Below are 22,515 nucleotides of genomic sequence, written 5' to 3'. Positions count from 1 at the left end.
TTCTTAACCCTCAAGGGTGAGATTCAAGTATAAAAAAAGCGTCAACTTGTAGAGAATTCTTTGTGCCTTCAAACAGCACGAACTAGAAGTTGAGAACTGAAAGTTACTCCAAAAACCAATTTAGGTAAGTAAAAGTTATGGCAAATATCATCGGCACTGATGGAAATGATACCTTACTAGGCACAGACTTTGCGGACATAATTATAGGTAATCAAGGCAACGACTTGCTGTTTGGTAATTTAGGTGATGATACTCTCGTCGATGGTATTGGGAATGACACCCTCAAAGGTGGCGCTGGCGACGATATCTTAAATGCTGACAATTCAACAGGCGATAACCTGCTATTAGGGGGCGATGGCAATGATATCTTAAATGCTGACAATTCAACAGGCAATAACCTGCTATCAGGGGGCGATGGCAATGATACTCTGAGTGCCTCTGGCGAGTTTGCCTACGGTGATAACACCCTCAACGGTGGCAATGGGGATAACACCATATACATCGCTTTGGGTAATTTTAATGATGTTTTGACGACTGGTGGCGGCGGCAACGATCAATTTATTTACGATTCCGATTTCATTGCCGGCACTAGTACCATTACCATCACCGATTTCGGTGGCATCGGTAAAGGCTCAAATCCATCAGCTGCACAGATTGCGGAATTGGATACCTTGCAATTTATAGAAAATGAGGATTTCACTGCCAGAAATCTACGATTAACTCAAAATGGTAACAACTCAGAAATCACCTTTGAACGGGCATTTGGTTCCAAAATAGTCCTGCAAAACTTTGCCCTGGAAAACCTAGACAATTTAGCCCAGGTTGGCAATATCCTGTTTTATGGGCAAACTAGCATCACAGATAGCTTTGATGTCTTCAATGCCAACTCCACCCAAAGCACCATCTTCAACAAGAACACAGTCACTTTCCTTAATGACCTGAACAACAATGTCAACGGCTTTGACAACTCAGATGATGTAATTAATGGTCAGGGGGGTAATGACCGCATCGACGGTAAGAGTGGCAACGACTTGCTGCGCGGTGATGCCGGGAATGATACTCTCATTGGTGGTGCTGGTGACGATATTCTATCGGATAATTCTGATTTAACAGGCAATAATCTGCTTTCTGGGGGCGATAACCTACTGTCTGGGGGCGATGGCAATGATTCTCTGAGTGCCTCCGGCACCTCTATTGATTTCCGCGGAGGCTATGGCTATGTGTCTGGCAATAACACCCTCAACGGTGGTATCGGTGACGATACCTTGAATATTGACTATTCAGAGGGCGATAACCTACTGTCTGGGGACGATGGCAATGATTCTCTGAGTGCCTCTGGCTACTACTACGAAGGCTTCAATAGGACGTCTAGCAATAATACCCTCGACGGTGGTGCTGGTAACGATACCTTGAATGTTGACTATTCAACAGGCGATAACCTACTGTCTGGGGGCGATGGCAATGATTCTCTGAGTGCCTCTGGCGAGTACGAGAATGCCGCCTTAGGCAATAACACCCTCAACGGTGGTGCCGGTGACGATATCTTAATTGCTGACAATTCAAGAGGCGATAAACTACTCTCTGGCGGCGATGGCAATGATACTCTGAGTGCCTCTGGCGAAGATTATATTTTCGACAGCAGTATATTCTTTGGCAATAACACCCTCAACGGTGGTGCTGGCGACGATATCTTAATTGCTGACAATTCAACAGGCAATAGCCTGCTATCAGGGGGCGATGGCAATGATACTCTGAGTGCCTCTGGCGAGTATGCCTACGGTGATAACACCCTCAACGGTGGCAATGGGGATAACACCATATACATCACTTTGGGTAATTTTAATGACGTTTTGACGACTGGTGGCGGCGGCAACGATCAATTTATTTACGATTTCGTTCCCGGCATTAGTACCATTACCATCACCGATTTCGGTGGCATCGGTAAAGGCTCAAATCCATCAGCTGCACGGATTGCGGAATTGGATACCTTGCAATTTATAGAAACGGAGGAATTCACTGCCAGAAATCTACGATTAACTCAAAATGGTAACAACTCAGAAATCACTTTTGAAGAGGCATTTGGTTCCAAAATAGTCCTGCAAAACTTTGCCCTGGAAAACCTAGAGAATTTAGCCCAGGTTGGCAATATCCTGTTTTATGGGCAAACTAGCATCACAGATAGCTTTGATGTCTTTAATGCCAACTCCACCCAAAGCACCATCTTCAACAAGAACACAGTCACTTTCCTTAATGACCTAAACAACAATGTCAACGGTTTTGACGACTCAGATGATGTAATTAATGGTCAGGGGGGTAATGACCGCATCGACGGTAAGAGTGGCAACGACTTGCTGCGCGGTGATGCCGGGAATGATACTCTCATTGGTGGTGCTGGTGACGATATTCTATCGGATAGATCTGATTTAACAGGCGATAATCTGCTTTCTGGGGGCGATGGCAATGATGGTCTCTACACCTCTGGCTCAATAGACTACACCTATGACATAGGATACTACTTCTATGGCTATGTGTCTGGCAATAACACTCTCAATGGTGGCGCTGGTAACGATACCTTGAGTGCTACCTTTTCAACAGACGATAACCTGCTAACTGGTGACGATGGTAATGATTATCTCTTTGCCTCTGGCTTTTACGACTTTGAATACCCGCTTCCCTATCGCACCTTTGGCAATAATACCCTCGACGGTGGTGCTGGTAACGATATCTTGGATGTTGACTTTTCAGAGGGCGATAACTTACTGTCTGGGGGCGATGGCAATGATTCTCTGAGTGCCTCCGGCAACTTGATTGATTCTTCCCGCGGAGGCTATGGCGCCTCTGGCTATAACACCCTCAACGGTGGTATCGGTGACGATACTTTGAATATTGACTTTTCAGAGGGCGATAACCTACTGTCTGGGGACGATGGCAATGATTATCTCTTAGCCTCTGGCTTCTACGACGGAGCCTACTATAGCACGTCTGGCAATAACACCCTCAACGGTGGTGCTGGTAACGATACCTTGAATATTAACTATTCACAGGGCGATAACTTACTGTCTGGGGGCGATGGCAATGATTCTCTGAGTGCCTCCGGCGACTTGATTTCTTACTATAGAGGTTATGGCGCCTCTGGCAATAACACCCTCAACGGTGGTATCGGTGACGATACCTTGAATATTGACTATTCAGAGGGCGATAACCTACTGTCTGGGGACGATGGCAATGATTATCTCTTAGCCTCTGGCTACTACGACGGAGGCTACTATAGCACGTCTGGCAATAACACCCTCAACGGTGGTACTGGTAACGATACCTTAAATATTAACTATTCACAGGGCGATAACCTATTGTCTGGGGGCGATGGCAATGATTCTCTTTCTGCCATAGACGCCTTAGGGAGTAACACCTTTGATGGTGGCAATGGTAATGACATCCTCACAGGCGGGAACGGTAATGATATCCTCTATGGAAATAATGGTACTGATACCTTTGTTTTCACTAGTTACAATCAAGGTGTTGATAGTATTTATGACTTCAACGCCAGTAATGAAGTTATTGAGGTATCGGCTGTTGGTTTTGGTGGCGGTTTATCAATAGATTCGCTTTTAGGTAGTCAGTTTACACTCGGAACATCTGCAACGACGATCGCTCAACGATTTATCTATGACAACACTACAGGTGCGCTGTACTTTGACCAAGATGGTAGTGCGGATGGGTTTACTCAAGTACAATTTGCACAATTATCTGGTGGGGTGTCACTAACCGAAAATAACTTTGTGGTTGTCTAAGGGACTTCCAAAAAATAAATTGTTCCAAATTATTTGGACATTTGTGGGGCGTTTTTTTATTGGAAGTCCCTAATCGTGATTAGCGCTCAGACACGACTCTAGGTATGGACTGCGAGGTGCTTAAAATAGCACCTCGCATTCGATTTAAGCGGAGGTATCAGAAGTTTGGTGAGTCCTAAAATCCCATTGCTTCGGCTACTGCTTTCAGTTCCGCAGGGATGCCTTGTTTAAATTGACTGTGATTGTGCTTAATGGCTGTATCTGGGTCTTTTAAACCATTGCCTGTGAGGACACAAACCACCGTCGCCCCTGTGGGAATTTGGTCTTTTACCTGTAACAAGCCGGCTACAGAAGCGGCGCTAGCTGGTTCGCAAAAGATGCCTTCTGATGCTGCCAAAAGTCGATAAGCGTCCAAAATCTCCGCGTCGGTGACTGCACGGAAACTTCCCTGACTGGCAGATTGGGCGGCGATCGCCAATTCCCAACTAGCAGGGTTACCAATGCGGATTGCTGTGGCTATGGTTTCGGGATTCGCCACTGGTTGACCGTGTACTAAAGGCGCTGCACCTGCGGCTTGAAATCCCATCATCTTCGGTAGGCGATCGCACTTTCCGGCTTGATGATATTGACAAAATCCCATCCAATATGCTGTTATGTTTCCCGCATTACCCACAGGTATACATAGCCAGTCTGGGGCATCACCAAGGACATCGACAATTTCAAAGGCTGCTGTTTTTTGTCCTTCCAGGCGGTAGGGATTGACCGAATTCACCAAAGTGATGGGATAGTTTTCGGCCATCTCGCGGACAATTTCTAAAGCTTGGTCAAAATTACCTTTAATTGCCAATACTTCTGCCCCGTAAACTAAAGCTTGGGCTAACTTACCTAATGCCACATAGCCGTCGGGAATTAGCACAAAAGCACTCATCCCGCCACGCCTAGCATAAGCGGCAGCGGCGGCTGAAGTATTACCGGTGCTGGCACAAATTACCGCTTTTGCTCCTGCTTCCTTGGCCTTAGAAATTGCCATAGTCATCCCTCGGTCTTTGAAGCTGCCGGTGGGATTGAGACCGTCGTATTTGACAAATACACGTACTTGTCTGCCAATGCGTTCTGCGATCGCTGGCACTGGTATTAGAGGTGTATTACCCTCCAACAGAGTGACAACCGGTGTTGTTTCGCTCACAGGCAAGTATTCACGATAGGCTTCTATCAGTCCGGGCCAAGGTTGGCGATGAGATTTAGCAACAGACAGGCTCAAAGTCACAGGATTTAAAGTTTCTTAATTAGGGAGTAGGGACTGGGGACTGGGTACTGGGGATTGGGGACTAGGAATTGGTTATTTTGTCAGTCTCCAATTGCCAGTACCCAGTCCCTGAATTCCAAGAGAATATTATTCAGAATATTATTTTTTGGGCTGCAAGGCGTCTTACTTGCGATTTTTATTTTCTTAAGAACGTCAGTCTATCATAACGGGTGTGGAGTTCGTCATTAGCCATTAGTCACTGGTCAATATAGCGGTTCCCATTCACATGCGGTACAACACTATATCGCAAGGTGTAGGGGCACGGCACTGCCGTGCCCTTAACGATGTACCTCACGTAAACGAGAACCGCTATAGGCATAGGTTATTTATTCCCCTCCGCTCCTTTGCCCCTCCGCCCCCCGTGCTGGAACAGAGCCATTACGATCGCCGTCTCTTATGAGACAACCTCAAACCTATTAAACTAAATGATTTAAAATACACAATAATTTAACAAAGCTTAAAATAAGGTTATTATAATATGTCTAAAGGTGTGAGTTTAATATTCGGATTTAATTAACGATGCCTACTTGTTTATCCAGTGTTTCCGATCGCGAGTCCCAAGCTAGCTTGGTTACCAAGTTAACCAAGTCTTACTACCAAGACGATCAACAAGCTAAATTTATGCATTTACAAGCAGAGGTAGAATCCCTGTTGCAGCAGTTGGAAAGCCTGAAGCACCAACGTTTAGCTGCTACTAGCCAAGAAGAATAAGTTCAGTTTTCCACATAAGCGATGTCTACGACGGGCTACGCCAACGCCAGCACTCCTTGGAGCTAATTTTTTCTTTGGTATGTGCTACTCAAAGCGCTGATTTTTATCGGACCAGCGCTTGAGACTGTATATGTCACCGTTTTCTACCAGTAAAGCTAAGGATTGTACGCCTGAAAGCTTGGCGATCGCGGATAATCTTTGCGAAGAATTTTCTTTAAAATCTGTATAAATAACTTCATCGGTATCAGACAAAATGATGGTACGGTCAGGGGATTGATTTGTGTTTTCCTGACCAATTCCAGATTCAGACTGATTCAATGATGCGATCGTTGTTGCTGAAATTGTGAGTACTATTTCTGGCTGAGCATTATTTGTTAAATCGATCGCTTGAACAGGCCAATCACCTAACTTTTCTTGCATCTGCTCAAAACTAGGAATAGCACCAGGCGGAACCTCGCCGGATTTTTGTAAAGATTCCCACACACTTGATAGTATCACCTTGACTCCTGAGGGATTTTGTGGGTGGAGTTCTCTCAGAGTGATGGGAAATGGTTGCACCCATTCCAGTGCTGCATTTGTCAGGGCTAAGGGTTTTGGTTGGAAAACATTGTTTTGATTCTCCGGAATTTTTGCCCCAGCAACTAGTAAGCGCAAAACTTTATCTCGTAGTTGCACCGCTTTGATAGCGGCGATAGAAATTTTTTGTTCTCCGTTTGGTAACCACACCACTATCTGCATTTCTGGATCAGAATTAATTCCCAATGTTTCCCAGAGAAATTTTGCTCTTGAAGTTTTGGGTGGCTTCAAATTCTCAAAAGGGAAATTTAGCCAGCGTTTCCCGTCAGAAAATGCACTCACCTGCACCTGATACCAAACTTGGTTATCAGTAAGTTTCAAGTCTGCTGTGGAATTTGGTTGTAGCCACTCACTGCTATTAACTTGAGTGATTGGTTGCACAGTACCAACAATTTGACTAGGGTGGGATATTTGCGACTTTGTAGCCTCACCATCGAGTTTTGCTAACAAACCTTGAATATAAGCAAAACGATCTTTGGTAATTTGTGGTTGCGTCTTCAACCAGGAATTAGCAGCTTCTGGCCCCCGTTGGACTGCTAAAATCAAGGCGAACCATGCTTGCACTTCTTGTCTCTTTGGATTCACCCGCAACGCTGCTACCGTGCGATTCCACAAGCGTTTTTCATCGCCTTTGAGTAGAGTAGCAATTTCTTGGACATTATGTGCCGACCCTTCAAACACCTGCAAAGCTTTTTCCCACCGGCCATCAATTAAATCTGCTAGCACTTGTTCGCTAGGACTTGTCCAAATTTTCTGTGCTTGGGATTTAGTCAGTTGGGAGTGCAAGCGAATTACGTCCATTTGGGCTTGCGCCGCCTCTGGTAATCCTTTACGCTGTTTTTTGATAAATTTCAACCAATCAAAAGCTGGTGTCCAGAGTCCGCTATGGGCAATTGACAAGGCATTTTGGTAGGCAGAATCCTTGAGGACTGGTGATTTAAGGTTAACCGCCTCCAGTTGAATTGGTTTGAGAAATAACTTCAGAGGTTTGACTTGGTAAACCTCCAAGTGTGGTTCTAAGCCTATAGTTTGATCGATAACCAACTCTTTTGTAGCATCACCAGTTACCTGCTGCCATTTCGGCAATTGACCACTGGGACTTGTCCAAGACAACATCTGTTGTAAATTACTGCGTTCTGGATTGTAGTATATGATGTGACCGTAAGCGATCGCACCAGTTCCCTGTTGACGTTCACCGCGCAAATTAAACCAAACCCCTGGTGATGGCGTTTGACCTTCAAAGCGTTGTACCTTATTTAAAGGTAGGGGAACACTAATATCTTGGGGTTCTAATGTTGTATCAGCCAAGGGAGAAATCACAAAGGATTCTTCTGGCCCAGTTATTGGTAATTGAGCTTCTAAATAGTAGTAATTTTCTGATTCAGACTTAAACTCTAACTCTTTTGAACGCTGATAAACTCTGATTTCAACAAGTTTTTGACAATCAGATTCACAATTATCACGTTGCTGAAAAACTGGCATGAAAAACGAGTTTTTTGTGCCTTGATACAAAGGTAGAATTTCCCCGACTATGAGCTTTTTTTGACTAAAATCGAGTTCAATTTGTTTGAAAGTTTGGGGACGTTCGTGCTTACCAAGGGGAATTTGTGCCCATGCAGGTAAAATTTTATTTAGCCAGCTTACTTGATCTGGATTGAAGATGAAGAGAACGCTAATCCAGGCAAAAGTTGTAACTAAACTAGCACTACTCAACAGAATTGCGATCGCTAGCGTTGACGACAACCAACTTCCTCGTTTTGGTTTTTGAAGCGGTTTTTTAACAACGCGTTTCATCGCACCAGTACGAGGTTGATTTTGTTTAGAAGTTTTTGGCGTCAACTTGCGCGAGCGGTTTGCCATCGGTGGGGATTGGGGATTAGGTATTGGGGATTGGGGATTGGGGATTGGGTACTGGGGATTGGGGATTGGGGACTTGGGTACTGGGGATTGGGGAAGTTTTTCTCCCCTGCTTTTTCCCAGTCCCCAGTCCCCAGTCCCTACTCCCCAGTCCCTAATACCCCGTTATACTCGCCCTTTGTAAAGTTGCCCAGAAGGATTATGTCTAATTTTCTACAAAATACGTAATTTTACTCATGTGAGTGTCATCTGATAGCGAATAGACTCTTCACTTAAGTATGTGAGCAGAGTATAAAAAATTGAAAGGTAAACTTATTAGCCGCAGCCATAGTACAACCTGGATGCTCGCATGGTTACTTGTTGCGGGAGTCAACACAGTTGTAGAAAAAGCGATCGCTATTCCCACGGATACAGGAACTACTCAGGAGTCAGAATTCAGAACTCAGGAGTCAGAATTCAGAAGTCAGAATTCAGGAGTTAATAGCGATATTATCCCTTCATCTTCCTCTCCAGCAGATCCGATGGCGCAAGTCACATCGGTTTCTCAACTTAATGATGTAGAACCGAATGATTGGGCTTTTGCTGCATTGCAGTCTTTGGTGGAACGATATGGTTGCATAGCGGGTTATCCAGATAGCAACTATCGCGGTAATCGCGCCTTGACTCGATATGAATTTGCTGCTGGAGTAAATGCTTGTTTAGATAGAATCAACGAGTTAATCGCCACAGCTACCAACGATTTACTTACCCCCAAAGATTTAACAATATTACAAAGATTGCAGTCAGAATTTGCAGGAGAATTAGCAACTTTACGAGGTCGTGTTGATAGTTTAGAAGCTAGAACTGCCGAAATTGAAGCCAACCAATTCTCAACAATAACTAAACTCAGCGGACTACTAATAGTTGGGCTTCAAGGACGGACTAGCAATCGTGGTGATGTTAATCCTAGAGATGGACAAAAAGAGACAAATGATGGTGGGACAAACATTAATGTTATTTCTTTAGCGCAGTTGTATTTAACGAGTCAAATCACTCCCCGTAGTTATTTGTTCACAGGTTTGTTAGGTGGTAAAGGTGCTACTGCGCCAAGATTTACTAATAGTGTTTCTCGAAATGATGTTTTACTTGGCTACGAATTTCCTACGGATAGTTTGATTATCAGTGACCTCAATTTTCATTGGCTGGTGACAGATAAATTAGCAGTAATGGTGGGAACAGAAGGCGTAAGTATGCCAGCTGCTTTCCGAGGCCCAAATCGTGTAGAAAGTGCTGCAACAGGTCCACTGTCTTATTTTGCCCAAAGAAACCCGATTTTAAATATGGGATACGGCCACGGTGGTATTGCCATTGATTGGCAATTTGCTAAACGCGCTAGTTTACAGGCAATTTATACGAGTTATCAACCAGGAAATCCGAATAAAGGTAGCGGTTTATTTGATGGAAACACCACTACAGGCGTACAATTGTTGCTGACACCAACTGATACTATAGATTTCAGTTTGTATTACGTTAATAATTACTCTTCAGATGGTTGTTTACTCACCTTTGTTGGCGATGAATGCTTAACTGCGGTTAATAGCGCTACCGGAAGATCGGCACCGCTACAAACCAACGCTGTAGGTGCGACTGTAACTTGGCAAATTTCAAAGAGTATTAGTGCAGGTGCATGGGGTGGTTATACTAAATCTTATATTCCGGGGCGATCAGGAAATGTTGAGACAACGAATTATATGGTGTTTTTGAATTTCCCTGATTTATTTGCCAAGGGTAATTTAGGCGGAATTTATGTAGGACAGCCTCCAAAAATCACTAGTAGCAATTTACCTGTAGGCGATAATGTCCCCGATTTTGTCAATACTGGTTTGGGACGTGCTGGAGGACAACCAGGAACCACTACTCAAATTGAAGCATTTTATCGCTTTCAGCTAAACGATAACATTAGCATTACACCAGGCATTATTCACATTTTCCAACCTGGTCACACACCAGATAGTGACTCAGTTACCATCGGCATTCTGCGGAGTACTTTTACTTTTTAGTGTAAGAATCCAGAATTCAGAATACTTTGATACCCAAACTTAATAATTTAAGTCTATCCTTTTGCAGGTGGATAAAAATTTTCGACAATAAATTCCTCATAATCTCTTTCAATCCACTATGCCCACTTGCCCTGAGCGTACTCTTACAGGGAAGCAAGCTACGCGTACCGTCTCCCAGAAAAGCCGAAGGGATGTCCCATTTTCAAGAGATATAAAAAAGGTTTGGTGGTGAACCAAACCTCAATATAAATCCAGTGCATAACAACATCCCGAATTAATTTACTCATTAATATATTCATAGGGCATCTTCCTATAGGAAGTATTCAAATATCCTCAAACCTGATAAGACACTGCTGTAGTATCACTGAATACTTAAAATAAAAAATTGTTCTGCCATAGGCTTTCTGCTATGGCAAAACAATTTAGATGCTGATAGGGTATTTTAAAATTCTTCGATGCTGAAGAAAATACTTTTAGATTCCTCTAAATCCTCCTTAAGAAGGGAGACTTTGAGAGCCATATTGCCCACTTTTTAAGGGTGGTTAAAAGGTATCTTCATACAACCTAATACTGGAGAAACATCTTCTCAAGAGCGTTGTTGACAACTAGCAGCCAAAATAAAAGACGGGATAAATCATCCCGTCCAAATAGCTTGAAAGTGGCAACACACCTTGGAGTCTATAAGAAATAGCACAAATAAAATTCAATAGGTTGAAAGACTAGCAAATAACATCAACTAAAAGAATAGTAACTTACTATATTCTTAGTAGTTAAATTATTGCTATTCAAATCATTATATCATAAACAGCTTTTCATGTAATGCCAAAATGCCAAATTATTATAAATAAAAAGTACGGGCTTTATCCCGTACTTTGTATAATAAGTAAAAACATCTTGGTAATTTCTGCAATATATCAAAATACCACGATCGCAAAATGCCAAATTGCCAAATTGCTGCCAATCATAGACTAATATTAATTTATATATATTGGTAAGTTTTCAGATGTGATCAAATTGACTATCAATACAAATTAGTAGTTACTAGAACTTACGTACTGTACAAATTAATAATGGTATGCATTTACGAAAATATGTCATTTTAGGCTTTTATTAATCATTCTTTGATGGTACATAGACCTGCGCTGTAGGGGCACAGCAATGCTCATTGGTGTCAACTTAGGGACTTCCAAATAAAAAAATATCCAGCTATTTCTTGTGGGGTGGGGATCTTGCCCGCCCGTAATCATGGGCGGGCAAGATGCCCACCCCACAAATAGTAGTAATTTATTTCTTGGAAATCCCTTAACGCGAAACAGGCGGTTAGAAACTGCGTCTACACAAACAAAACCCTTAATTTTCTGTTAGGACAAGGTAGGCGGACTTTGCCTGTGTAGCCGTGAATTCCATTCGCCCAGGCTTAAGTTGACTTGAAAAAACTCGACCTCAACTCAAAAAAGCTGATTATCTATTCGCCACTCCCTAACGCCACTTGCTCAACCTGGGAAAACCCTGTTTTACTTCCTAATTCTGAATTCTGGATTCTGGTTTATTTACCGAGATTTCATTGATTTGATAGACGATTAAGTTTCTCAACGTAAGTACGGAGATCAACTTTGTATGTATAGCCGCCAATTTCGTTCGCCAAGGCTGAAGTTGACACCTATGACACCGCTACCTTACATACTTACCTCGTTCCAATGAAAATCCCTAGAGATTGAGGTTTTAACCTTTAACTCTAGAAATTGCACATCTTCTTTTCATAAAAAATATAAATTTTTCATCAAATTTTTATCATATCTCAGTTTAAACTCCCAGTGGTAATAACAGTGTATTACCGGATCAAAAATAGGCTTTATTCAGTAATAATACTTTAAATGAAGAGCTATTTTAATATACCAATAAAAGGCAAAAATAAGATTGACTTTGGAGAATCATAGCTGTTAGAAGTAAGAGACAACAGAAGAGAGATAGCTGCTCAAAAGAGCATTATCCAAATGTTTTCCCTACTTAATGACTCTCATATGAAACGTACTTTATTCACTGCTTTCATTGCCGCTACAGCTACCTTGACCGGATTAGTATCCAAAGTAGAAACTGCATCTGCTTCTGGTTTTACTTGGAATAATTCTTGGACTCAACCCACGGTACTTAATAAATCTCAAACTGGTTTTGATGACGCTCCTTTCCAACAATTTGTTCAAGCAGAAAGCGTTGAACTTCCAAACAGCGGGCAATTTAAATTAGACCCGACTAAATTAAACCTCAAATACGACCACAATGTTTCTGTTTACTTTATTAATGAGGGTGCTGGTTATAGAAACCAGTTAGCTTTCGATGCCGCAGGAACTACTAATAAGTCTGGGCTGGTTTTTAATGATATTTCTTGTGAAGGAAATGGGTGTATTGGTGCTTGGGGCGGTAATGCACTCAAACTGGGTGATGGGGTAAATCTTGGTAATATTACCGCAGGTACTCAACTCGACTTCTGGTTGAGAGCTGATGGTCTCAACCGTGGTGACTCTGCTAATATCTTTGGTACGGACACTGCCTCTAATGCCGACGGACTACAGCACGCAGTTGCTTATGCCTACAACAACTACATCTTACTGGCATTCGAGGATTTATACGGTGGTTTACACGCTTCAGGGATAGATTCTGCAACTGGTAAGTGGAACGAAAGTTCTGACCGTGACTTTAATGATGTTATCGTCGTTCTTGATATCGGTGAGGCAAATGTTAGAGACTTGATTGGTACTAGCGTTCCTGAACCATCTGTTACTCTGTCAATGTTTGCGCTGGGAGCAGTTAGTATGTTTGGATTGCGTCGTCGCCGTCAAACTCGCACTTCTAACTAAACTGTGAAACTTTGTTAGTCTAAGGTGCTTTTACTTTTATTGGAAGACAACAAGTGATCGATCGCATTTTCACCCGTATAAGTCTACGGGTGAATTTATGTATATAGCACTTTGCAAGTAAATGAAGTACACATCTTAAGATGATAAACCTTGTAGGGTGGGGATTGTGACCGCCCTTGTGTACCTCATTTAGATGAAATTTGCTTGTTCAACTACATTTATATCCTTAAGGGGCTTCCCACAATCGACTTAACCCGAGGTTTTCCCATCGACGTAGTGTAGCTCGAACTGTATGCTCATGAATATCTAAGTGAGCAGCAACCATTGGAACTGTTAAACCATTGGCATTGAGTCCTCAATTCTGACAACTAAGTTACCCCAGCTGTAAAATGTGAGTGTGGAGCTAGTAGTAGATTAAACCTCAAAAAAGCAATCCCCGAAAATGCTAGGGTGATTCTATGTTTATTTTCAGCTCAAGAAAAAACCAAGTTATTCCAACTCTAAAATATGAAGGTGGAGCAAAAGGTGACTAGTATTGATAATTACACCTTCTCTTTTTCAGGAGAAGTAACAATCCCTCAGGCTCCTCCTGGCTTTAAATCAGGTTTTATCGGCATTATTGGTCGTCCGAATGTCGGTAAATCTACCTTGATGAATGAATTAGTAGGACAAAAAATTGCCATCACCTCACCAGTAGCGCAAACTACGCGTAACCGTTTGCGCGGCATTTTAACTACACCAGAGGCGCAGTTAATATTTGTAGATACCCCAGGAATTCATAAACCCCACCATCAATTAGGGGAAGTATTGGTGCAAAATGCCAAAATAGCCATTGAATCGGTAGATGTAGTGCTATTTGTGGTAGATGGAGCAGTGGCTTGTGGAGCAGGCGATCGCTTTATTGCCGATTTGCTCAGTCGCACCAAAACACCAGTAATTCTGGGTTTGAACAAAATCGACCAACAACCCGCTGATTCCCAGTTTCTAGATGATAGTTACGCCCAGATGGCCAAGTCCCATGAATGGGAAATCGTGAAATTCTCTGCCAAAACCAGTGCAGGATTACCACAACTCCAACAATTATTAATTGAACATTTAGAAATTGGGCCGTTATATTATCCGCCCGACTTGGTAACCGACCAGCCAGAACGCTTTATTATGGGAGAATTGATCCGAGAACAAATTATACTTTTGACTCGTGAGGAAGTACCCCATTCAGTAGCGATCGCCATAGACCAAGTAGAAGAAAGTCCTAACATTACCCGTGTACTCGCTACCATCAACGTCGAGCGCGATTCCCAAAAAGGCATACTCATTGGTAAGGGTGGATCGATGCTCAAATCAATTGGTAGCGAAGCCCGCGAACAAATCCAAAAATTAATCGCTGGCAAAGTTTACCTAGAACTGTTTGTGAAAGTCCAGCCAAAATGGCGACAATCACGGGTGAGTTTAGCCGAGTTAGGCTATCGCGTGGAAGACTAGAAAAATTTGGGACTGGGGACTGGGGACTGGGGGAGATGAGGGATAAGAATTAATAACCAATGCCCAATTCCCAATTCCTAATGCCCAATGCCCCATACTTCGGCTCCGCTCAGTACAAGTGCCCAATGCCCAACTTATGTTAAAAGTATTAATTGTCGAAGACGATCCAATGATGCAACTTGGGCTAGAGCAATCGTTAATGGCTCATCCCGATTTGGAGATTGTTGGACAAGCCGAAGATGGCTATCTGGGCGTGCAAGCTGCACTGCGACTAAAACCAGATGTGGTGGTTATGGATATTGGGTTGCCGCGATTAGATGGTATTGCGGCGACACAGCAAATTAAGGCAGCTTTACCAGCAACTCATGTGGTGATGCTGACATCCCATCAAACGGAGACAGAAATTATTGCTGCACTGTCTAGCGGTGCTGATGCATATTGCATCAAGGGTGCAAGTGTGGAACGATTGTTAAATGCGATCGCTGCCGCAGTGGATGGTGCAGCTTACCTCGATCCGCAAATTGCCCGACGAGTAATTGATCATCTCAAACCCCCCTCACCCACCAACAACACCGCCAACTTATCTGGACGTGAATTAGAAGTATTGAAACTCATGGTAGACGGGTTGAGTAATCCAGAGATTGCACAAAAACTCTATCTCAGTCCCAACACTGTCAAAACTCACGTCCGAGGGATTATGAATAAATTAGCAGTAGACGATCGCGTGCAAGCAGCGGTAGTTGCATTGCGTTCAGGTTTAGTTTGATTAATAAAATCTGTGCGTTCTAGATTACCATTTGAACTAGTAATTCTGATTCATTACTAACTGAACTCTAATTTTTTGATGTCAGAAGAAATTCAAACCTTGAGTACTGAATATTTAGATCAGTGCGCCCATTTATATGTTCAAGTGTTTAATAGTGAACCTTGGAACGAGCAATGGACTTTTAATACTGCAAAAACCAGGTTATTTGAAATTATTAATACACCCGGTTTTGTCGGATTTGTATTCAAACAAGATGAACTGCTCGGATTCCTAGCAGGTTATTGTAAGCAAGGGCAAAAAGGTAAAAACTTTTATCTAGAAGAAATCTGTGTCCGACCTCATAAGCAGCGTCAAGGAATTGGGACAAAGCTACTCAATAAATTAGTGGATACTCTAACTGCAATAGAAGTTAACAGAGTTTATTTGTTGACCAATAACGATGGACAAGCAGAGGCTTTTTACAAGAAACATGGCTATCAAAGAAAGCAGGAAATGATTTTTATGACAAAACAGTTGTAGAAATGACCAAAAACTATGTATGTGTAAAATAACAAAATCGTCATTGAGATATCTCCACTCCATTAGGTAGAGTGAATGAAGTCAACCGATTTTGGATTTTGGATTTTATTGGACTTTGGACAAAAAGAAGTTTGTTCGCGAGTCACACTCGCGAACAAAAAACTAGTCATCAGAAATTACCCCAGTTATTTTACAAACTGAGTCAGACTGAGTTAAACGCCTAAAGCCTAAGAAAATTTATGCGGCTTTGACTTTAGCGAGTGTTGATTTTGACTTCTTCTTGACAACAGGATGCTTAGTTCGTTGTGTTTGAACTTGACCTTGAACTCGACCGATGGAATTTCCTCTGGTTTTGGGAGAACGAGCGGGTGTACCAATCTCTGAAATAATTCTCTGAAAATCGCGTTGCACTACACTTGGAGTGGCAATTTTATCATTGTTTTGTTCTAAATAACGCTCCCATGGCCTGGGTAAGTGTGTTGCTAACTCCCTTGCCGCCCACAACTGTACGTAAGCTAGGATTACTAAATGTATCCAATTTTCCTCATGCAAAACATCTGGAGTTTGAAACTGCGTCATCAACAAACGCTGCTTGCTAAATCGCAGCATGTGTTCAATATCAAACCTTTGTCTATAGCAATGGTTTGCAACCGTAGGTGAGATTTCTCCACGTTGCTCACCTATGACAATTAACCACATTGGTTTCCAGAGAGATTGATTAGTATCATCAGTCACATGAATTCTGAGCAGAGTAAAAGGATGACAATACATTTTTTGGTGCTTGGTTCCCCTCATCAACATTTGATGCCAAGCGAGTATGGTGATGTTTAAAAGACGACCCTTACAGGTTGTCTGCTGAATTTGTGTTGTCTCGTCGGGAGAGTGCCAAGTTTCAACATCAGCTAAATTAAACCGTTCACCGTATTTTTTTGGACAACCACGTTTTTTCTTTGACTCATCAACGGGTGGAGATTGGTAGAAAATTCGATTACTACGAACTCTGGCTATCACTACCACATTTTTGTGTTTGGATTGGTCAAACAGAAATGAACGCTGACTATAGGCGCTATCTGCTACTAAGACGCACAATTTTTCCTGCCAGGGCAGTGATGAATCAGACATTACTGAGGAAATTTGTTCACTACCCACATCAACACCAGTTTTATCAAGTGATACCCTTTCTCCTGATATTGGTATTGACCAAGGGGCGGCATTCCCAGTTTCTTTCTCTGGTAAGATAGAAAGTATCGAATAAGAATGACCAATATTAATCGGTTTGTTACCCTTGATAGTATTTGGCTGGTAAATATACCCACGTTCAGCTAAAGTCCTCGCGTAAGGACGCGGATGCGGTGTTGTATCAAGAGCGAATAAGTAAAAAGGGCGTTGTTGTGGTTGCTTAATTAACTCAGATACCACCCTAATTAAGTTATTGGGTTTTTCTTGTTCTTCTTGTTCTTCTTCTTCATTGTTCTTCTCCTGAATATTTGTATTAAATGATTTTTGAATTGCTTTATAAATAGAATTATAGCTTCTGGGAAACAAAGGACTTAAAGATAACTCCGCAATTGAATTGGCTCCCGTATTACCCGCAAGCGCATCCAACAAATCCATACAGGCGTCGCTACATGAAGAAAAACAGTTGTAAATTTTTTGTCTAAAATCTTGAAATTGCGCTATTAATTGATTGTTATTAAATTTTGGCATAGCCATCAGTATTTACCCAAAGATACTTTGTAGTTGATATTACTATTTGTTGGGGGTCTGATGGCTATGCTTTTTTCTGCTCGTCACTATAAACAAGATTAATCATTCATTTATTCGCGAGTCACACTCGCGAATAAACTTCTTTTTGTCCAAAGTCCAAATTTTAGATTTAAATTCAAAATCTAAAATCCAAAATTTAAAATCTAAAATTCGCTGATTTATCAGGCTATTCATCTGTTTCTTCAGTTTTGATGTCCGTGTTCAACGTCTTGTGGCGCTGAAATTTGGGGTAGATGCTCAGCATCTACCTGTTGTGTTTGCGACATCTCTTTGACTTTTCCTTCCCATGAGTAGTTGCAAATTTTAGTACTAAGTATTAAACCTAGTGTTTTATTAATCATGAAGGCAAAGCTATCGATAAAAATAAAGTCTATAGTTCGACTAATCATAAGTTCCTTTTCAGCTTAATAGCATCAACTAACATTTTTCTACACATGAGATAATGTAGTTTCCAGAAATTTACTGTCTCAAAACTTGTAAAGTTATAATTCATGCAAACAAAAACTGCTGTGGTATGTCTATATCTCAAGATATAGAAATAGGGGTGTATAAACCTGCATACGTGTTATAATTGATTCATGTATTGGCGAAATTTGGGAGAAAGGTATAATTTTTAGTGTTGGATACATCACCTAAGATTTTTAATACATCTGTTAGAGTAGACAAAAGTTTTGTAGCAACCAATAACACATAGCAAATGTGGCAAAATACAGAGACAAACTTCAGCAAAAGTCAAAATACTGGTATATCTAAACTCAACAATGAATTCCCCACTTTCTGTCCCAATAGCCGCGAAGAATGGCGACAATGGTTAGAAACAAACCATCACACATCTTCTGGTGTATGGCTCATCTACTACAAAGTAAAAAGTGGTAAACCAAGTGTTCGATATAGCGAAGCGGTAAAAGAAGCGTTATGTTTTGGATGGATTGATAGTAAAGTCAAATCATTAGATGAAGAACGTTATATGCAAATTTTTACACCGCGAAAGTTGAAAAGTGTATGGTCAAAATTAAATAAACAATATATTGAAGAACTCATTGAACAAGGTTTGATTGCTAAAGCTGGTCTGGAAAAAATTGCAGTCGCAAAACAAAATGGATCGTGGAATTCATTAGATGCGATCGAAGCATTAATTATTCCCTTAGATTTAAGGCAGGCATTAGAAGCAAACAAAAATGCTAAAGATTATTTTGAGGCATTTAGCAACTCATCGAAAAAGAATATCCTTTTTTGGATTGAGAGTGCTAAACGTCCAGAAACAAGGTTGAAGAGAATTGAACAAACTGTGAATTCAGCAGTGGAGAACAAAAGCCCATTGCTACGCTAAAAGTTTTTGAAGTTTTACATCTACAATCGCTAAAGCACACTAAAAATTTTGGCTTTCAAGCTAGCATTAATCTTTAAATAGCAAAAGGCGTACTTGTGTACGCCTCCATAGTCAGTTAGTATGTTGTAATTTTTTTTGAAAAATGATTGACCTAAATGCATTTTAGTTAAACGAGTTTGAGAAATTATTAGGGTCTAAATCAGTAGGAAATATTAAAATTTCCTTACCTTCTAGTTTGGCTTTGTGGTACAACAAAATTGCCTTTTCCAAAAAACAATATTTAATTGGAACCCACCCGTTGCTATAAAAGTAGACAGTCACTCGGCTCATTGCATACTCTTTCAACGGCAGTGGAAGGTACCAGGACGAGTCCAGAATTTGAGCCTCACCTGTCGAGTCCATGCTTTGAACCTCAATTACTAAGTATATTTACCCTCAACCATTACTCCCACTACTTTCGCTCATCCACGTGAGTCTTAGTAACTATCATAGGTAATAAAGGAATTTGTCTTAAAGTCGCAACTTTAAGACATCAAAAGGAATGTAAATATCAAAATAGAGTTTGTCAAACCTATAGTAATCAGACGCGATTAATCCCGTCTCTACATGAGTGGGGAATCATGCTTTTTGAGTTGAGGGCGAGTTTTTCAAGCAATCAAATAGGACTCCCATAGCAACAGGGGTTAGAGACGCATCGCTGTGCTACTCTATGAAAGATTTGTATGGCAATATTCTTCCGTCCTTCGGAATCACCCGTAAAAGTTTTTAGTGTTGATGCACACGCTCCAGCAACCATAACGAAGCGACAGTACCCACATAATGAGCAGCAATTCCGGTGATATCTGCCACAGCCACAAAAACATCCATCGGTCGAATAATCCTGTAGGGGTCGGTGATTGCGACTCCTGGAGTTTGGGATATAGATTTTGCCAGTAGCACTAACACGGTTGAACCAGCACCTAAGAGAGTTAATAATATTCCCACTAAACCCACAATTATCCCCAGACGGAGGATTCTAGTTGTATCTGGCTTACTAGGATGTGAAGCTAAATGGGGATTTTCTAAAGCTTTGCCGATACGAGTGTAACGAAAATCCCAATAGAGACTGAATAACAACACTAAAATTCCGCATACAGCCCAAAATATGCCAATTGCAAGACCGGTATTTTGCTGCTGAACCAAGCCACGACCAGTCAAGGCGAACAACAAAGCTAAGACAGAAACCACTCCAATTGCCGATTGTAGCCAGAAAGTAATCCAGCCTGTCAGGCGAATAGTATTACCAATTCCTCGAGTTTCTGGTGCTAGCGCTCGCATTTCTGATTCACTTTGCATATGAATTACCGTTGAGTTTAATTTCCTTATCCCCCTATTGCTCAGAGTATTTCCTCGGTATGCCCTATACCCCCATCTTTAGAGAGAATCGTCTTGTAGTCTTGGGGAATAAATGGGGAGTGGGGGATGAGGGGGATGAGGGGGATGAGGGGGATGGGGAGAATAACTCCTAACTTCTCACGCGGCTCATCGCCCTGCTACCGCTAACAGGACTCCCAATGCCCAAAATTTAAAGTCCTGCCAAACGATGAGAAGCGATCGCACTCAAGGATGATGAGTAATTAGCAACTAAATTGACAAAATAACACTATAAAGAGTGATATTTAAGCGATAGATAGCGCTTGTAAAGGATAAGGGGCATGATTAAATCTTGGATGGTGATTGGGGGTGTGGCTTTCTTAGTTGCGCTAGCGGCTAACGTGATTACGCCAGGCGATCGCCAGTGGTTCAAGCGCTTACAACGACCGAGATGGCTCACTTTTGAAGGCGCGATTCCAATTATTTGGACTGTAATATTTATTTGCGGTGCTTGGTCGGCTTATATTATCTGGGAAAAAGACCCAGGAACCACTCCAACCTGGTTAATCATGGGTTTATATTTGCTATTAGAAATTGTCACCATTGCCTATACGCCTGTAATGTTTAGGCTTCGTAGCCTAAAAATAGGCACAATTCTCGGTGGCACGGGTTTTCTCATTGGTGCTTTGTTGATGCTTGCAGTCTTAGGTATTTCTGGTTGGGCAGCACTGTTACTAATTCCTTATTTGCTCTGGAGTCCCATCGGAACTTATACCACTTGGCAGATGATTAACCTCAATCCTCAAGATGCCTAAGATTAGCACCAGCGAATGATTTAACCTATCCTCTAAATTGTCAAACTTGCAGTGTATGACTTGACAAAATACACAAAGCTTGAGTGCAGTATGATTCCATCTTGGATAATAATTGGGGCTGTAACTTTCTTCGTCGCCCTTGGTAGTTTCTTCATCACGCCGCGCGATGTTAAATGGTTTGCACATTTAAGTCGCCCTCGATGGCTAATTTTTGAGGCGCTGATTCCACTCATCTGGACTGTGATTTTTATTTGTGGCGCAGCTTCGGCTAATTTTGTCTGGCAAAAAAATCCAGGAAGCGTAATTTCCTGGCTGTTAATGGGTTTGTACCTTTTGGTGGAAATTATCACCGTTGCTTACATACCCGTAATGCTGAGGTTTCGCAGTCTCAAAGTTGGAGAAATTCTAGGGCTAATTGGTTTGATTTGTGCTGTTGTCCTTACTATCTGCGTTTTGCCGCTTTCTCCACCAGCAGCGTTTTTACTCCTTCCTTATCTAATTTGGACTCCCATTGGTACTTACACCACTGAGGAGTTAAGAGAGTTAAATCCTCAAGATGTCTAGTTTGAGATTTTAGATTGTTCAATCCAAAATCTAAAATCTAAAATCCAAAATCTATACAAGACGCCCATAACGTGCGGTGAGGGGATTCGCTGGATTGGATTGATTATTCAGCCAAGCCCACATTTGATCGCCAAAGGAAAAATGCCACCATTCTCTAGGATTGCGCTGAAAGCCGGCTTTTAACATGACATCTCGCAATAGCTGACGGTGAGCATGATATGTTTCTGCTTCTGGACGATCGCTATTAGCATAATAATCAGGATGCGATCGCTCTGACATTTCATCGATGGCCGAACCCATATTCACTATTTCCGCAGTATCATCTACCAGCGTCACATCCACCGCAGCGCCAGTACTGTGAGGAGGGGGAGTTTTTTCATCCAAACTCGGTACAGCCCAAATTTCATAAACAGCCTGCCAAACCTCTTGACGTTGCTTTGGTGATAACTCCGCCTCAATCAGTCCCCTTTCTTGTACTGCTTGGGCGAAGCTGTAATCTACCATAAACTGCTGAACTGCGATCGGGCGATAAGCATCAAAGATTTGAATCCGCCAGTTGGGTTTTAACAATTCAAGGTAATTTTGCGCTTGAATCAAATTTTCAATCACACTTTGGCGGAGATAATAGGGAGAGCGATCGCCATAAGTAGCACCTAACTTTTCATAAGGGTGGGGAGATTCCACCGCAAACAATTCCAAAGGAATCGCTACTAGCGGTTCACTACACTCAAAAATCGGAATTTTATGATAAGGTCTCATCTAGTCAGCTACATATAACTTACGT

Annotated in this window: 17 protein-coding genes and 1 pseudogene; 10 read left to right on the top strand and 8 right to left on the bottom strand. The window is 41.8% G+C overall.

The window, feature by feature from the left end:
* Positions 1 to 137 precede the first annotated feature (137 nt).
* Positions 138 to 3,791 carry a beta strand repeat-containing protein gene (locus tag IQ276_RS36255; RefSeq protein WP_193916360.1) on the top strand — a complete coding sequence of 1,218 codons (3,654 nt, stop codon included), beginning with the start codon at positions 138 to 140 and terminating at the stop codon, positions 3,789 to 3,791.
* Positions 3,792 to 3,966: 175 nt separating this feature from the next.
* On the opposite strand, the gene thrC is transcribed toward IQ276_RS36255, so the two are convergent.
* On the bottom strand, positions 3,967 to 5,058 hold the full coding sequence (gene thrC / locus IQ276_RS36250; RefSeq protein WP_193916358.1) for a threonine synthase: 1,092 nt from the start codon (positions 5,056 to 5,058) through the stop codon (positions 3,967 to 3,969).
* Between the two features lie 558 nt (positions 5,059 to 5,616).
* On the opposite strand from thrC, the gene IQ276_RS36245 reads away from it, so the two are divergent.
* A complete protein-coding gene (locus IQ276_RS36245) occupies positions 5,617 to 5,808 on the top strand; it encodes a hypothetical protein (protein WP_073643856.1) in 192 nt (63 codons plus the stop codon).
* Between the two features lie 84 nt (positions 5,809 to 5,892).
* Here IQ276_RS36245 and IQ276_RS36240 read toward each other — a convergent pair whose 3' ends face one another.
* On the bottom strand, positions 5,893 to 8,244 hold the full coding sequence (locus IQ276_RS36240) for a hypothetical protein (RefSeq protein WP_193924853.1): 2,352 nt from the start codon (positions 8,242 to 8,244) through the stop codon (positions 5,893 to 5,895).
* 338 nt (positions 8,245 to 8,582) lie between these two features.
* Here IQ276_RS36240 and IQ276_RS36235 point away from each other — a divergent pair, with 338 nt between their 5' ends.
* On the top strand, positions 8,583 to 10,280 hold the full coding sequence (locus IQ276_RS36235) for an iron uptake porin (protein ID WP_193920288.1): 1,698 nt from the start codon (positions 8,583 to 8,585) through the stop codon (positions 10,278 to 10,280).
* A 158-nt stretch (positions 10,281 to 10,438) separates the two neighbouring features.
* On the opposite strand, the gene IQ276_RS36230 is transcribed toward IQ276_RS36235, so the two are convergent.
* A complete protein-coding gene (locus IQ276_RS36230; protein WP_221707507.1) occupies positions 10,439 to 10,579 on the bottom strand; it encodes a hypothetical protein in 141 nt (46 codons plus the stop codon).
* Positions 10,580 to 12,301: 1,722 nt separating this feature from the next.
* Here IQ276_RS36230 and IQ276_RS36225 point away from each other — a divergent pair.
* Positions 12,302 to 13,135, top strand: coding sequence for a DUF4114 domain-containing protein (locus IQ276_RS36225; protein ID WP_190884235.1), 834 nt, complete (start codon positions 12,302 to 12,304; stop codon positions 13,133 to 13,135).
* 226 nt (positions 13,136 to 13,361) lie between these two features.
* On the opposite strand, the pseudogene IQ276_RS41165 reads toward IQ276_RS36225, so the two are convergent.
* Positions 13,362 to 13,472 (bottom strand): annotated as a pseudogene (locus tag IQ276_RS41165) (helix-turn-helix domain-containing protein); the annotation flags it as partial.
* A 170-nt stretch (positions 13,473 to 13,642) separates the two neighbouring features.
* On the opposite strand from IQ276_RS41165, the gene era reads away from it, so the two are divergent.
* From era to IQ276_RS36210, 3 genes are all read left to right on the top strand, one after another.
* Entirely contained in the window at positions 13,643 to 14,617 is a 975-nt protein-coding gene (gene era, locus IQ276_RS36220; protein ID WP_193920286.1) for a GTPase Era, read from the top strand.
* Between the two features lie 136 nt (positions 14,618 to 14,753).
* Positions 14,754 to 15,383 (top strand): response regulator transcription factor, encoded by a 630-nt coding sequence (locus IQ276_RS36215; protein ID WP_190884232.1) that lies wholly within the window; start codon positions 14,754 to 14,756, stop codon positions 15,381 to 15,383.
* A gap of 78 nt (positions 15,384 to 15,461) precedes the next feature.
* On the top strand, positions 15,462 to 15,902 hold the full coding sequence (locus IQ276_RS36210; protein WP_190884231.1) for a GNAT family N-acetyltransferase: 441 nt from the start codon (positions 15,462 to 15,464) through the stop codon (positions 15,900 to 15,902).
* Between the two features lie 237 nt (positions 15,903 to 16,139).
* Here the strand turns inward: IQ276_RS36210 and IQ276_RS36205 are convergent, their stop codons facing one another.
* Both IQ276_RS36205 and IQ276_RS36200 read right to left on the bottom strand, forming a co-directional pair.
* Entirely contained in the window at positions 16,140 to 17,615 is a 1,476-nt protein-coding gene (locus IQ276_RS36205) for an NF041680 family putative transposase (RefSeq protein ID WP_228043575.1), read from the bottom strand.
* A gap of 236 nt (positions 17,616 to 17,851) precedes the next feature.
* A complete protein-coding gene (locus tag IQ276_RS36200) occupies positions 17,852 to 18,058 on the bottom strand; it encodes a hypothetical protein (RefSeq protein WP_190884230.1) in 207 nt (68 codons plus the stop codon).
* Between the two features lie 308 nt (positions 18,059 to 18,366).
* On the opposite strand from IQ276_RS36200, the gene IQ276_RS36195 reads away from it, so the two are divergent.
* Complete coding sequence (locus tag IQ276_RS36195; protein WP_193924880.1) at positions 18,367 to 18,999, top strand: YdeI/OmpD-associated family protein; 633 nt, start codon at positions 18,367 to 18,369, stop codon at positions 18,997 to 18,999.
* Between the two features lie 765 nt (positions 19,000 to 19,764).
* On the opposite strand, the gene IQ276_RS36190 is transcribed toward IQ276_RS36195, so the two are convergent.
* The gene (locus IQ276_RS36190; protein ID WP_193924879.1) at positions 19,765 to 20,334 is read right to left on the bottom strand and encodes a DUF3611 family protein; all 570 of its coding nucleotides are present in this window, start codon (positions 20,332 to 20,334) and stop codon (positions 19,765 to 19,767) included.
* A 359-nt stretch (positions 20,335 to 20,693) separates the two neighbouring features.
* On the opposite strand from IQ276_RS36190, the gene IQ276_RS36185 reads away from it, so the two are divergent.
* Both IQ276_RS36185 and IQ276_RS36180 read left to right on the top strand, forming a co-directional pair.
* Positions 20,694 to 21,167, top strand: a complete 474-nt coding sequence (locus tag IQ276_RS36185; protein ID WP_193922485.1) for a TspO/MBR family protein — start codon at positions 20,694 to 20,696, stop codon at positions 21,165 to 21,167.
* Between the two features lie 90 nt (positions 21,168 to 21,257).
* On the top strand, positions 21,258 to 21,731 hold the full coding sequence (locus tag IQ276_RS36180) for a TspO/MBR family protein (RefSeq protein WP_193922487.1): 474 nt from the start codon (positions 21,258 to 21,260) through the stop codon (positions 21,729 to 21,731).
* 51 nt (positions 21,732 to 21,782) lie between these two features.
* Here the strand turns inward: IQ276_RS36180 and IQ276_RS36175 are convergent, their stop codons facing one another.
* Complete coding sequence (locus IQ276_RS36175) at positions 21,783 to 22,490, bottom strand: M15 family metallopeptidase (RefSeq protein WP_193922489.1); 708 nt, start codon at positions 22,488 to 22,490, stop codon at positions 21,783 to 21,785.
* Between the last annotated feature and the right edge of the window lie 25 nt (positions 22,491 to 22,515).

This window comes from Desmonostoc muscorum LEGE 12446 (genome assembly GCF_015207005.2).
In the GTDB taxonomy this organism is placed as follows: Bacteria; Cyanobacteriota; Cyanobacteriia; order Cyanobacteriales; family Nostocaceae; genus Nostoc; species Nostoc muscorum.
This window is presented reverse-complemented; position numbering and strand designations above follow the sequence as displayed.